At 48.0% G+C, this 12,397-nt stretch carries 14 protein-coding genes; all 14 read left to right on the top strand.

The genetic code is table 11. The annotated features are described in order from the left end of the window. The first annotated feature begins 10 nt into the window (after positions 1 to 10). The 14 genes from F597_RS0101270 (at position 11) to F597_RS0101205 (ending at position 12,389) form a co-directional block, all read left to right on the top strand. Complete coding sequence (locus F597_RS0101270; RefSeq protein ID WP_019537894.1) at positions 11 to 1,012, top strand: alpha-ketoacid dehydrogenase subunit beta; 1,002 nt, start codon at positions 11 to 13, stop codon at positions 1,010 to 1,012. A 10-nt stretch (positions 1,013 to 1,022) separates the two neighbouring features. After that, on the top strand, positions 1,023 to 2,123 hold the full coding sequence (locus tag F597_RS0101265) for a dihydrolipoamide acetyltransferase (protein ID WP_019537893.1): 1,101 nt from the start codon (positions 1,023 to 1,025) through the stop codon (positions 2,121 to 2,123). Positions 2,124 to 2,156: 33 nt separating this feature from the next. Next, positions 2,157 to 3,866 (top strand): dihydrolipoyl dehydrogenase, encoded by a 1,710-nt coding sequence (gene lpdA / locus F597_RS0101260; RefSeq protein ID WP_019537892.1) that lies wholly within the window; start codon positions 2,157 to 2,159, stop codon positions 3,864 to 3,866. A gap of 67 nt (positions 3,867 to 3,933) precedes the next feature. Further along, positions 3,934 to 4,929: a lipoate--protein ligase gene (gene lplA / locus F597_RS0101255; RefSeq protein ID WP_019537891.1), complete on the top strand. Its 996-nt coding sequence runs from the start codon at positions 3,934 to 3,936 to the stop codon at positions 4,927 to 4,929. Positions 4,930 to 5,384: 455 nt separating this feature from the next. Continuing rightward, positions 5,385 to 5,708 carry a NifB/NifX family molybdenum-iron cluster-binding protein gene (locus tag F597_RS19905; protein ID WP_019537890.1) on the top strand — a complete coding sequence of 108 codons (324 nt, stop codon included), beginning with the start codon at positions 5,385 to 5,387 and terminating at the stop codon, positions 5,706 to 5,708. Positions 5,709 to 5,722: 14 nt separating this feature from the next. Further along, positions 5,723 to 5,995: a DUF5320 domain-containing protein gene (locus F597_RS0101245; protein ID WP_019537889.1), complete on the top strand. Its 273-nt coding sequence runs from the start codon at positions 5,723 to 5,725 to the stop codon at positions 5,993 to 5,995. After that, positions 5,992 to 6,330, top strand: coding sequence for a NifB/NifX family molybdenum-iron cluster-binding protein (locus F597_RS0101240; RefSeq protein WP_019537888.1), 339 nt, complete (start codon positions 5,992 to 5,994; stop codon positions 6,328 to 6,330). Before F597_RS0101245 ends, F597_RS0101240 begins: the two co-directional genes overlap by 4 nt. 12 nt (positions 6,331 to 6,342) lie before the next feature. Then, on the top strand, positions 6,343 to 7,200 hold the full coding sequence (locus F597_RS0101235; protein ID WP_019537887.1) for a damage-control phosphatase ARMT1 family protein: 858 nt from the start codon (positions 6,343 to 6,345) through the stop codon (positions 7,198 to 7,200). Positions 7,201 to 7,219: 19 nt separating this feature from the next. Beyond that, positions 7,220 to 8,086 carry a nucleotide-binding protein gene (locus F597_RS19900; RefSeq protein WP_019537886.1) on the top strand — a complete coding sequence of 289 codons (867 nt, stop codon included), beginning with the start codon at positions 7,220 to 7,222 and terminating at the stop codon, positions 8,084 to 8,086. A gap of 164 nt (positions 8,087 to 8,250) precedes the next feature. Continuing rightward, entirely contained in the window at positions 8,251 to 9,150 is a 900-nt protein-coding gene (locus F597_RS0101225) for an ATP-binding protein (RefSeq protein ID WP_019537885.1), read from the top strand. Positions 9,151 to 9,205: 55 nt separating this feature from the next. Next, positions 9,206 to 10,141: a radical SAM protein gene (locus tag F597_RS0101220; RefSeq protein WP_019537884.1), complete on the top strand. Its 936-nt coding sequence runs from the start codon at positions 9,206 to 9,208 to the stop codon at positions 10,139 to 10,141. 99 nt (positions 10,142 to 10,240) lie between these two features. After that, the gene (locus F597_RS19895; RefSeq protein ID WP_019537883.1) at positions 10,241 to 11,080 is read left to right on the top strand and encodes an Mrp/NBP35 family ATP-binding protein; all 840 of its coding nucleotides are present in this window, start codon (positions 10,241 to 10,243) and stop codon (positions 11,078 to 11,080) included. Between the two features lie 9 nt (positions 11,081 to 11,089). Continuing rightward, positions 11,090 to 11,500: an acyl-CoA thioesterase gene (locus tag F597_RS0101210; protein WP_019537882.1), complete on the top strand. Its 411-nt coding sequence runs from the start codon at positions 11,090 to 11,092 to the stop codon at positions 11,498 to 11,500. 142 nt (positions 11,501 to 11,642) lie between these two features. Next, on the top strand, positions 11,643 to 12,389 hold the full coding sequence (locus F597_RS0101205) for a DUF4405 domain-containing protein (RefSeq protein ID WP_019537881.1): 747 nt from the start codon (positions 11,643 to 11,645) through the stop codon (positions 12,387 to 12,389). Positions 12,390 to 12,397: the final 8 nt, after the last annotated feature.

The raw sequence follows: 12,397 nt of genomic DNA, 5'->3' as shown, positions 1-12,397 counted from the left end.
GAAAAAACAGATGGAAAATAAAACAAAGCTCATGTCTGTTCGCGATGCCATTATCATGGCAATGTCGGAAGAGATGCGTCGTGATGAGAACGTATTCCTGATGGGAGAAGATGTAGGTATTTTCGGAGGCGATTTCGGAACATCGGTAGGGATGCTCGAAGAGTTCGGTAAGGAACGTGTGCGTGATACACCTATTTCAGAAAATGCCATTTCCGGTGCAGCCATAGGAGCGGCCATGACCGGGATGCGACCCGTTGTGGATGTTACATTTATGGACTTTATCGTCTATATGATGGATAATATTGTGAATCAGGCTGCTAAAACAAGATATATGTTCGGCGGGAAAGGGCAGATACCAGTGGTATTCCGTGCCGCTGCGGGAGGTGGCGTTGGTTCGGCCGCGCAACACTCTCAATCGCTTGAAGCCTGGTTTACCCATATCCCCGGGCTCAAAGTGATTGCCCCGGGTACGCCGGCCGACGTGAAAGGATTGCTCAAGGCGGCTATCCGCGATAATAATCCGGTGATCTTCCTCGAATATAAAGCACAATATAATATGAAAGGTGAAGTACCCCTTGATCCGGAATTTGTATTGCCTATCGGGAAAGCTGAAATTAAGAAGGAAGGGAAAGATGTAACGGTCATCACCTATGGGCGTATGCTGGAACGGGTGATGCAGGCGGCCAAAGAGGTAGAAGAAGCCGAAGGGGTAAGTGTAGAGGTGGTAGACCTGCGTACCCTGGCGCCGCTTGACAAAGAGGCGGTACTTGAGTCGGTGAAGAAGACCGGGAAGGTGTTGCTGGTAAACGATGCACATAAAACAGGCGGTTTCATTGGCGAGATAGCCGCCATGATTGCCGAAAGCGATGCATTCGATTTTCTTGATGGACGGATATTGCGTCTTGCCGGTGAGGATGTACCCATCCCCTATAACCAGACACTGGAGGCTGCCATGATACCCAATGTGGCACGGATCAAGAAATACATCCTCAAATTAGTGAATAACCGATAAAAAGGGAGTGATGGAAAATAAAAGATTGAGGGCAACACCGGCGGCCAGGGCTTTGGCAAGACGTCTGGGAGTGGATTTGCTCAGTGTGACCGGCACAGGTTACAAGGGCCGTATCCATAAGGACGATATAGCCAATTTCAATTACGAGGAGAAAACACATATTTCTCCGCTTGCCCACCATATTGCCGAAGTACACAATATAGACCTGAAAGGGGTAAAAGGATCGGGACACCGCAATAAGATCATGAAAGATGATGTCTTGCAACTGATTTCCGATCCCGACCTGAAAGCCAGATTCACGCTCAATGATTTTGGAGAAGTGTCTGTCCCCAAACCAGATCAGGTTGCAGCCAAACCCACAACAGAAGCACCACAGAAAGCGCCTGCCGCATCACAGGATATACCGGTTGCAGGAGAAACCGAGACTGTGCCGATGACCCAGATGCGGAAAATCATCGCCAAACGGATGTCGGAAAGCTACTTCGGCATACCCACTTTTATCCAGACATGGGAAGTGGACATGACCGAGTTGCTGGCGTTACGTAAACGGTTGATCGAACCTATACAGGAGAAAACCGGAAAAAAACTGACGGTAACCGACCTGATCTCGCTGGCGGTAGTGAAAACGCTGTTGAAACACAAGTATATCAATGCCAGTCTCAACCCCGAAGGAACGGAACTGACCTTTCACAATTATGTGCATCTGGGAATGGCGGTCGGTCTGGACGAAGGTCTGCTGGTACCGGTAGTGAAGAATGCCGACAAAATGTCCCTCAGCGAATTTGTGGTCGCATTGAAAGATTTGACGGAACGTACTTTTTCAAAGAAACTGTTACCCGACGAGCAGGCCGGAAGTACATTTACGATCAGTAATCTGGGGATGTACCCTGTAGATGAATTCACTGCCATCATCAACCAACCTAACGCCGCCATTTTGAGTGTCGCCTCGACAAAGGAAAAACTTGTGCCGGTGAATGGCGAAGCGGTTGTACGACCCATCATGAAGATGAGCCTTACCAGCGATCACCGTATCATTGACGGGCTGACAGCAGCGAAATTCATGACCGATCTGAAAAAATTGATGGAAGATCCGATCACTTTATTGATCTAAGAGTGACAATAGGAAATACAAAAAAATAGATATATGGCTTATGAAATAATCATGCCCAAGGCCGGTATAGACATGACCGAAGGGCAAGTGGTGAAATGGTTGAAAAAAGAGGGTGATCCGGTAAAGGAAGGTGAGATCATTCTTGAGATAATGACCGACAAGACCAGTATGGAGATCGAGGCGGAGGCGTCGGGTATCCTGCTGAAAATCGTGCACCCCGACGGTGATACGGTTCCTGTTACCGAGGTGATCGGTTATATCGGGTCGGAAAATGAGTCGGTGGATACACTGATGCCCGAGGTAATCGAAGATACAGGTGAAAAGGAGAGTGAAGAAGATAAACGGATGATCCGTCTCGAGGATAATTATAGTGTGGTTGTGATCGGTGGCGGTCCTGCCGGATATGTGGCAGCCATTAAGGCTGCCCAACTGGGCGCCAGGGTGGCTATCGTGGAAAAAGGCGAATTCGGAGGTACTTGCCTGAATGTAGGATGTATCCCCACAAAGGCCTATCTGAAAAATGCCGAGATCATCGAACATATCCGGGAAGCATCCACAAGGGGAATCCTGATCGACAGTTCACAGATCAAAGTGGATATGGAGAAAGTGCAGGAGTTCAAAAACGGAGTAGTGAAAAAACTGACCAGCGGTGTTGTAGCCCTCCTCAAGAGCAATGGTGTGGATATTTACCAGGGTATTGGTAAGATTAACAAGAATAAGGATGTGGTAGTGAACGACTCGCAGATCATCAAAGCCGACAAGATCATTTTGGCAGGAGGATCCAAAGCATCCAAGATCAATATTCCCGGTATCGAGAGCGACAAGGTGCTTACCAGCGATGATCTTCTCGCTATCAAGGAAGTACCCGAAACACTGGCTGTCATTGGTGGTGGCGTGATCGGTACCGAGATGGGACAATCGTTTGCCGGCCTTGGATCCAAAGTAATCATCATCGAGATGATGGATCGTATTGTGCCGCCTCTCGACCATGAAGTTTCCGCCGAGCTGACCAGGATCATCAAGAAGAAAGGCATGACAGTAATTACCTCTGCCCGTATTACTGAAATCGTGGATAAAGGTGATAAACTGGAGATCAAGATCGACGGGAAAGAGTCGGTGATTGCCGATAAGGCGTTGATCTCCATTGGCCGTGTGCCCGACCTCGAAGGAATGGGTGAGGTGAAGTTCGAGACCGAACGGGGTAAGATAAAAGTGGACAAGTACATGGAGACGAGCGTCAAAGGTATTTATGCACCCGGCGATGTGAATGGTATCAAGATGCTTGCCCACGTGGCTTTCCGTATGGGTGAAGTAGCGGCAGAGAATGCGGTAAAAGGAAATCATCGTTCCATCAAACTACTTTCCGCTCCTTCAGTGGTTTATACCTCGCCCGAAGTGGCTATGGTCGGTCTGACCGAAGAGGAAGCACGTGCGAAGTACGACGATATCCGCATCGGGCGGTTCAGCTTTGCCGCTAACGGTCGTGCTTTGGCATCGAGCGAAGCGCATGGTTTCGTGAAGGTGATTGCCGATAACCGCTATGGGGAAGTGCTGGGTGTGCATATCATTGGCCCGTCTGCCGCGGAGATCATTACCCAGGCATCGCTGATCATGGAAATGGAGATCACAGTGGATGAAGTGATAAAGACCATCTATGGGCATCCGACCTATTCCGAAGCGCTGTTCGAAGCCTTTGCCGATATCCTGGATGAAGCGGTACATATACCCAAAAAGAAGAAGTAAATAAATTATATATGTTTTGTGGCGGGTTCCGGCTGAAAGATGACGGAGCCCGCCCTCCTTTTATCTTATGATATATATTGTCAATAAAAGTACTGACCCCGCTTATAATATTGCGTTGGAAGAGTTTTGTTTCAAGGAGTTGAAACAGTTCGACAAGATTTTTATTCTTTGGATCAATGAACCGGCTATCATCGTCGGAAAGCATCAGAACACACAGGCAGAGATCAACAACCGCTTTGTCCAGGAAAACGGGATTCATGTGGTACGGCGCATTACCGGAGGTGGAGCGGTTTATCACGACCTGAATAATCTGAATTATACTATCATCTCCAATGAAGAGGAGGGAGAAAATGATTTCGATTTCAGGGCTTTCTCACAACCGGTTATAGAGACACTGGCCGAATTGGGTGCTCAAGCTGAATTTTCCGGCAGGAACGATATTACTATCGACGGCAAAAAGATCTGTGGTAATGCGCAGGCTTATGTGGGTAACCGGGTTATGCATCACGGCTGCCTGCTGTTCGATACCGATTTGAGTGTACTTGCCAAAGCACTGGAAGTATCCAAAGAGACGGTCGATTTTAAAGGGGTGAAATCGGTTCGTAGCCGGGTGGATAATATCCTGCCCAATCTTCCGGTAAAGATCACCGTCCATGAGTTTGCAGATAAGATATTGTCGCAGATGAAACGGAAGTTTCCCGAAATGAAAGAATATCATTTTAGTGAAAATGAAAAAAATGAGATTGAAAAAGCCCGTCAGGAAAAGTTTGCCAACTGGGAATGGACTTATGGGCATAACCCGGTGGCAGAGGTAGTCCGTGAAAAGCGTTATTCTGCGGGACGAATACAAGTCTTTCTCAATATCGGAAATGGCCGGATAAAGGCAATCCGTTTCTACGGTACCTTTTTCGGGAAGAACGGTGATTTAGCTGTGCCGCAGGACGCCTTAAAAGGGGTGATATACACTTCTTCGGAGGTGAAAAAGGCACTGGCAACTCTTGATATTTCCCAATATTTTGCAGGATTCTCTCTTGACGAACTTACTGAAGCAATTGTGGTTTGAGGCTTCTCAACCGATTTGCCTTTCAGCAGTTGTTTCACTGCTCATCATCCGTTTCCATTTGAAATGACCGAATACCGAGATCAAAAAACTTCCCCCTATGGCATAACCCAAATAAAATTGATCTCAGCCCATACAGATTCCGGGATAATCTTCGCAACGACGTAATTTCAAGTGAATTGGGTTTCAATTCGTGCTACTTAACGGAATAGCTCTATATACCTGATTGAAAAAACGTACCATCCGCCCGCTATAAATAGAGGGAGGCTAATTCAACTGAAACCTATGAAGATATACGGCTAAAAGGGAATGATCTTTACTATAACACTTGAGGAATAAAAAAATAATTATATAAAAAACGGAAAACACTTGCGAAATGAACGTATGTTCATTATATTTGTGGCGTTGTTATAATATAAACAGTTGAAATTAGAAAATAATCGTTAAAGAACCATCCAATGAAAGTAGCCATCACGTCCACCGGCAAGGAGTTGACTTCCGCACCTGACAGGCGGTTTGGACGCTGCAAATATTTTGTTATTTATGATACGGAGCGTGAGTCTGTTGAGTTTATTGAAAATCCCAAGAGAGACTATAATGAAGGTGCCGGTCCCGCTTCGGTGCAACTGGTAGTATCGAAAGGGGTGGAACAGATCATTACAGGAGATCCCGGTGGGAAAGCGGCATCGATCATCGATCAGCTTCCTGTTCGACTGGTCCGGCTGGAGGATGGATACCGAAATATTGGCGAAGTGATTCAATTTCTCAAAAAAAATATTTAAAAAAGGAGGTAATTATGCCTGGATTTAACAGAAAAGGCCCCGACGGAGAGGGGACTATGAGTGGAAGAGGACGGGGACGTTGTAACCCGGCCAACAGAGGGAGAAACGATTTCGAAGCGCGGGAAGGAACTGGGGCAGATGCTCCTAACCAGTCCCGCTACGAGAGAAGGGACACTCCCATGGTCGAAGGAAATGGGTCGAATGTTCCTTTTCAGCCGGGGGGCGGAAGAGGAATGAGACAGGGGTTAAGAAGAAGAGACGGATCCTGTAAAGGACGATTTGCATGAAACAGGTGATCGCGATACCCCTGGAAGAGGGCAGGCTATGTCAACATTTTGGACACTGCCGTCAGTTTGCCATTATTGAAGCAGAAGAGGGAACGATCCTGCGTGAGACGTTGCTGACTCCACCGCCGCATGAGCCCGGACTGCTGCCGGGATGGCTCGCCGAGAGGGGCGTTACCGAAGTGATTGCGGCGGGGATGGGACAGAAAGCCATCAAGCTCTTCGAGCAACAAGAGATAAAGGTGCATGTGGCAGCCGAGTATAAGAGTCCGCGTGAGCTGGTCGCCGACTATTATCGGCAATCGCTTGTCGCCGGTAAAAATGCCTGCGATCACTAAAAAGGTTGAAATGTGGAAGCAGACTACAGATGCTATTTTTGCTTTGCCCGTAACTTCGAACGACTGATTGAGCAGCAGGTGCTCTCCGCCCAAGAGAAAAAAGCGCTTGCGGCGGAGATGTTCTCTCTCTTTCAAAACGGACGCGCGGGTTTTTCTGTCCCTGCCTTGTCAAGAGAACTTTACAAGCTTTTCAGTGAAAGAAGCGGGGTAGCCGATCCTTACAGGAAGGTAAAATATGATAGTAACGCCCGGTTACTCTATATGTATGAGGCCTTTAGGAAGAGGATTGACCACTCGGACAATCCGTTTGACACGGCAGTACGGCTTGCTGTTGCCGGAAATATTATCGATTATGGAGTATCGGACTCTTTTGATCTGGAGCAGACCTTGGAAATGGTGGAAAGCAGTGATTTCGCCGTTGATCATGTTGCATACTTACAGCGACGGATCTCCGGTGCGAAAACAATCCTTTACCTGGGCGACAATGCAGGCGAGATTGTCTTTGATAAACTGCTTATTGAAACCTTTCATCATCCGAACGTGTGGTATGCCGTGCGGGGCGCTCCGGTGATTAACGATGTGACAAGAGAAGACGCCCTGCAGGTTGGGATGGATGAAGTAGCCCATGTGACCGATAACGGTTATGACGCTCCCTCGACAATCCTGGAGAGATGCTCCGGCCAGTTTCTTCAACTTTTCAAAGAAGCCGATCTGGTCATCTCCAAAGGGCAGGGCAATCTGGAGGGATTGATAGAAGAGCAAAAGAGGGATATCTTCTTTCTTTTGATGGTAAAATGTGGTGTGATTGCTGACAGGCTGGGAGTAAAGGAAGGCAGCTTTGTCTGTGTCGGCAATAATATTGAAAGGTAATGGAGGATGGTGAAAATGGATGGACAGGATGAGGATAGCGATTGCCAGCGGTAAGGGAGGTACCGGTAAGACGTTTGTTGCTACCAACCTGTTTTGGTTGGCTTCAGAGATGGGTATGGAATGTGTGCTGGCCGACTGTGACGCGGAGGAGCCTAACGTAGCCGGTTTTTTGCCCGGCGATACGGAGTCGGTGACGGAGGTATTCCAACAGGTGCCGGTAATTGACCCCAACAAATGTACTTTCTGCGGGAAATGCTACGATTATTGTGCTTACAATGCCATCCTCTATCTGCCGGAAAAAAGGTGGATCCAGGTGTTGCCCGATTTGTGTCACGATTGCGGTGCATGTAGTTATGCCTGCGAGGCTGGCGCCATCACTGAGAAGCCCCGTCTATTGGGTAAGGTGAAGCGGTCTGCTTATGGACCTCGCTCCCGGTTGACAGAGGGCCGTTCGGAGGTTAGGGTTTACTCCGCAGTGGCGGTGATAAAAAAAGCTATTCACGAGGCTGGCAACAAAAAGGTGACTATTCTGGATTCACCGCCCGGCATTTCCTGCCCCTTTATTGCTACGGTCGATAAGGCAGACTACGTTGTCTTGGTAAGTGAGCCCACCCCGTTCGGACTGCATGATCTGAAGTTGTCGGTCTCTACCGTCCAGCAGATCGGTAAGCCCTTTGGCGTGGTTATCAACAAAGCAGGGCCGGGCAACAGGGAGATGTATGAGTGGCTTAAGGAATACGATATACCGTTGCTGATGGAGATACCTTTTGACCGGGAGATCGCCCGTATATATTCCGACGGGGGACTTCTATCCAGGGAACATACTTCCTACAGGGAAATGTTCCGGCGATTGTTAAAACAGATCCTCCATTTTCAATCAGTATGAAACGAACATACTAATCATTCTTCCACAAGAATATAATTAAAATGTCTTGGCTCTTGTGTCTTGTTTATTGATTCATAGTCTTTTAAGAAGAAAAATCAAAATTCAAGCGTTTCAGTTCATTTTTTGAACGGATAAAACGTTCAGGAATGCTTGGCTCTAAAAAAATGAAACAGATAGTAATACTTAGTGGCAAGGGGGGAACGGGTAAGACCAGTCTGGCCGCAGCGCTGGCAACCATTGACGGGCCGTTGATAGTAGCCGATTGCGATGTGGATGTGGCCAACCTGCATCTCCTTCTACAACCGGAGGATGAGAAACAGGTACGGTTCACCACGGGCGCTAAAGCGGTAATCAACCAATCCCTTTGTACGCGTTGCGGCGCCTGTATGGATCACTGCAGGTTCGACGCTATTTTGTTTCACGATGGCCGTTTTACCGTTTCCGTGACTTCATGCGACGGTTGCCGGCTTTGTATGCATGTCTGTCCGGCCGATGCCATCAGTATGAAGGAGAGTAACAACAGCTTTTGGTATACAGGCAGTTTCCGTAACGGATGGATGGTGCATGCACGCCTGGCACCGGGAGAGGAGAACTCCGGCAAGCTGGTGAATGTGGTGCGTGAACAATCCCGAATGCTACAGGAGAAAAGGGGCGTTGACACCATCCTTATCGACGGGCCACCCGGCACGGGTTGTCCCGCCATCTCCTCCATGAGCGGTACAGACCTTGCCGTACTTGTGACAGAGCCGAGCCGGTCGGCTTTTCATGACCTGATAAGGGTGAAAGAACTGACCGACCGCTTTCATATACCTTCGGCGGTGGTGATCAATAAATATGACCTGAACGGGCAGATAACGGTCGAGATAGCGGAGTGGTGCGGGCGTGAGGGTATTCCGTTGGTCGGAATGATCCCTTTTGAACCGGAGGTGGTGGAGGCAATGCTGCATTGTAAAACCGTCGTTGAATGGGCACCGGAATCGACCGCGGCGAAGGAAATATTGTCTCTCCATCAACAAATATTCAAATTCAACCGCATGGGTATTCATAAAGAAGAGGAAATATGACCGGTTTTACCCGTTTGGGAGGATGAGGCGTTTTTAAACAGAAAAAAGAGGAAATATGATTAGTTTTGGCCCCATACCGTCACGAAGACTGGGACAGAGCCTGGGGATCAATAATATACCCGGTAAAAAGATATGTTCCTATGCATGCATCTACTGTCAGGTGGGCGCCACCCGTCACTATACGCTTACCCGGCAATCGTTTTATTCGCCGGAACAGATCTTTAGGGCAGTAGAGGAGCATCTTTGGAAACTGCGTGAAATACCCGATTATCTCACCTTTGTCGCCAACGGGGAACCTACACTCGATATTTATCTGGGACGATCGATCAAACTACTCAAAACAATTGGGATACCGGTCGCGGTGATCTCTAATGCTTCCTTTTTAAGGGATGAGCGTGTGCGGGACGAGTTGTCGCTTGCCGACTGGGTGTCGGTGAAGATAGATGCGAACAATGAGCCGGTCTGGAGGAAAATCAACAGACCTCACCCCGATCTCTCGTTCCAGGATTATCTCGACGGGCTCCATTCCTTTGCGGCTGCTTTCGATGGTACCCTGGCTACTGAGACAATGTTGGTGAATGGGGTGAATGATTATCCGGAACTGCTGCGTAAAAACGCAGTTTTGATCGCTGAGATAGACCCTGATATCGCCTATCTCTCTGTACCAACCCGTCCCCCTGCTTTACCTTCCGTGAAAAAACCGGATGAAGCGGCTGTCAACCGTGCCTGGCAGATCTATTCAGAAACCGGTTTAAAAACGGAGCTATTGCTCGGCTTTGAGGGCGCCAATACCGGCTTTACCGGTGACGCCAGGGCGGATATCCTTCACATCAGCGCCGTGCATCCCATCAGGGAAGAAGCAATGAGTGAGCTACTCCGGAAGAACCGGGCGGACAACACGCTGTTAGAGCAGTTGATCGAAGAGAAAAAGGTCAGGCAGGTGAGATATGACGGTAAATTATTTTGGATCAGGAATTTAACGGAGATATGATAGGATCACCTCGACGGCATCCTCTTCATCGACCGGCTGTCGGGATTGCAAAAAAGATTGATACAGGGAAAATTGAATAAATAAAATAAAAAGAAGAAGATGAACGAGCAAAGTAAAACAGCAAAAGTGCCTTTTGAAAAGACAAAGTTGCCCCATATTAAGAACATTATTATTGTTGCTTCCGGAAAAGGAGGCGTTGGTAAATCGACCGTTGCGGCAAGTCTCGCGCTTTCACTGGCGCAGGAGGGTTATGTAACCGGGTTGCTGGATGCCGATATCCATGGCCCTTCGGTGCCTACGCTCTTTAACCTGAACGGCCAGCGTCCGCTCTCCATTGAAAAGGAGGGGAAGACATGGATTGAACCCTTTGATTGCCATGGGATCAAGGTGATCTCCATCGGTTTTTTTATCGATCCTGCCCAGTCACTTCTCTGGCGCGGCCCCATGGTGTCGAATGCCCTCAGGCAATTGCTTAATGATACGGACTGGGGTGAACTCGACTATCTTGTGATCGACACTCCCCCCGGAACGGGCGACGTGCATCTGACCCTGTTGCAGATGTATGAAATCACGGGCGCCGTCGTGGTGACTACCCCCCAAACGATTGCACTGGATGATGTGGTCAAGGCGATCGGTATGTTCAACAACAAGAATGTGGCGGTACCCGTGCTGGGAATCGTGGAGAACATGTCCTGGTTTATTCCCGTGCTTCATCCCGACGAAAAATATTTCCTGTTTGGCAAGGGAGGTGGAGCAAAATTGTCAGAAACATTCGGGATCCCGCTTATCGCGCAAATACCGCTGAATGAGCATATCCGTGAAAGTTGTGATGAAGGGTCGCTTGATACTCTTTTTCAGAATGAGCAAATACAAAAAGTATTCTCCGGCCTGGCGGATAGCATTTTGGCCAATCAGAGAAAAGAAAGCACGCATAAATAGAACAGCAGTATGATCGAATACGACTACATTTTCCGGGTCTTGTACCCGGATACTGACCAGATGGGAACCATGCACCATGCCAATTACGCGAAATATTACGAGGCAGCACGTTGGGAATTGTTCCGGAGCATCGGTATTTCTTATAAGTCGGTTGAAGATGCCGGATACATGCTCCCGGTTATCCGGATGGATTTCCATTTCCTGAAAACCACCCGGTACGATGCTCTGCTAACTGCAAGAACAACCCTGACAGCCGTCAAAGGAGTCCGGCTCTGGTTCAGCTATAGCCTGTATAATGAAAAGCAGGAACTGATCAATGAAGCAGAAACGGAACTGGCCTTCGTAAAAAAGGAAAATTGGAAACCGTGCCATGCCCCCGATTTTGTTTTAAAAGCCATTCACGCTAACCTGAAAACATAAACCGCTTCCAACCGGCCATCAAAACGTAAAAGTTTTGGAAAGCGGCATGATGACCCGGCCTTATAAACGGGAAAAATAAAATAAGGCTGGGATCCTGCCCGTCAACTATGATTTTAAGCAATAACTGAAAAAATTATCCAAAATGAAACAAAAGTGGTGTAATCAATCAAAACTGAACCTGAGCATTGACATCATCATGTTATTATTGCTCATGCCCTTGGCGGGAATCGGCTTCCTGATAAAATATGTACTGATCCCCGGTATTCAGCGGAACGAACGCTACGGGGCCGGTGTTGAACTGGAATTTTGGGGATTAACGCGTCACCAGTGGGGATCCATTCACCTGATCATCAGTATCGTTTTCCTCGTTCTTTTACTTCTTCACATTATCCTGCATTGGAAAATGATCGTTGGAATCTTCAAACGAATGGTTCCTGATAAAGTTTTACGTGCAATATCGGCCACACTGGTTGTCGGTGCCGGTCTTCTCCTGATTGCCTTTCCTCTTTTTGTGGAACCGGAGATCGTTACAAGGGAATCGTTACATCTGAACAGAAAAATCAAACAAGAAACTCATAGAACCGTGCTGCCGGGAGAAATCCGTAAAGTAGCGACAAAAGAAACAGAAAAGGAAATGGACGTTTCTACTCCGGCGGATTCGAAAAAAATGGGGCCGACCCTGACTGAAATTGTATTTGCCGACCAGGAGATCAACGGAAGGCAAACCCTGCAGTTTGTTGCCAACAAATACGGCATCCCGGCGGAGAAGCTTGCAACTGATCTGGACATCCCTTCAGACCGGGCCGGTGAAAAACTCGGCAGGCTACGGAAACAGTATGCCTTTACCATGAACGACGTGCGCAAAAGCATTTTGAAAAATAAAGAATAGGCCGGATT

The organism is Proteiniphilum acetatigenes DSM 18083, assembly GCF_000380985.1.
GTDB lineage: Bacteria > Bacteroidota > Bacteroidia > Bacteroidales > Dysgonomonadaceae > Proteiniphilum > Proteiniphilum acetatigenes.
The sequence above is the reverse complement of the archived record's forward strand: the minus strand, read 5'-3'. Positions and strand labels throughout refer to the sequence as shown.

Excerpts from the sequence above, each read along its gene's own strand:
- F597_RS0101270 (WP_019537894.1), top strand. The coding sequence starts at position 11 with ATGGAAAATAAAACAAAGCTCATGTCTGTTCGCGATGCCATTATCATG.
- F597_RS0101265 (WP_019537893.1), top strand. The coding sequence starts at position 1,023 with ATGGAAAATAAAAGATTGAGGGCAACACCGGCGGCCAGGGCTTTGGCA.
- lpdA (WP_019537892.1), top strand. The coding sequence starts at position 2,157 with ATGGCTTATGAAATAATCATGCCCAAGGCCGGTATAGACATGACCGAA.
- lplA (WP_019537891.1), top strand. The coding sequence starts at position 3,934 with ATGATATATATTGTCAATAAAAGTACTGACCCCGCTTATAATATTGCG.
- F597_RS19905 (WP_019537890.1), top strand. The coding sequence starts at position 5,385 with ATGAAAGTAGCCATCACGTCCACCGGCAAGGAGTTGACTTCCGCACCT.
- F597_RS0101245 (WP_019537889.1), top strand. The coding sequence starts at position 5,723 with ATGCCTGGATTTAACAGAAAAGGCCCCGACGGAGAGGGGACTATGAGT.
- F597_RS0101240 (WP_019537888.1), top strand. The coding sequence starts at position 5,992 with ATGAAACAGGTGATCGCGATACCCCTGGAAGAGGGCAGGCTATGTCAA.
- F597_RS19900 (WP_019537886.1), top strand. The coding sequence starts at position 7,220 with ATGGACAGGATGAGGATAGCGATTGCCAGCGGTAAGGGAGGTACCGGT.
- F597_RS0101225 (WP_019537885.1), top strand. The coding sequence starts at position 8,251 with ATGAAACAGATAGTAATACTTAGTGGCAAGGGGGGAACGGGTAAGACC.
- F597_RS0101220 (WP_019537884.1), top strand. The coding sequence starts at position 9,206 with ATGATTAGTTTTGGCCCCATACCGTCACGAAGACTGGGACAGAGCCTG.
- F597_RS19895 (WP_019537883.1), top strand. The coding sequence starts at position 10,241 with ATGAACGAGCAAAGTAAAACAGCAAAAGTGCCTTTTGAAAAGACAAAG.
- F597_RS0101210 (WP_019537882.1), top strand. The coding sequence starts at position 11,090 with ATGATCGAATACGACTACATTTTCCGGGTCTTGTACCCGGATACTGAC.
- F597_RS0101205 (WP_019537881.1), top strand. The coding sequence starts at position 11,643 with ATGAAACAAAAGTGGTGTAATCAATCAAAACTGAACCTGAGCATTGAC.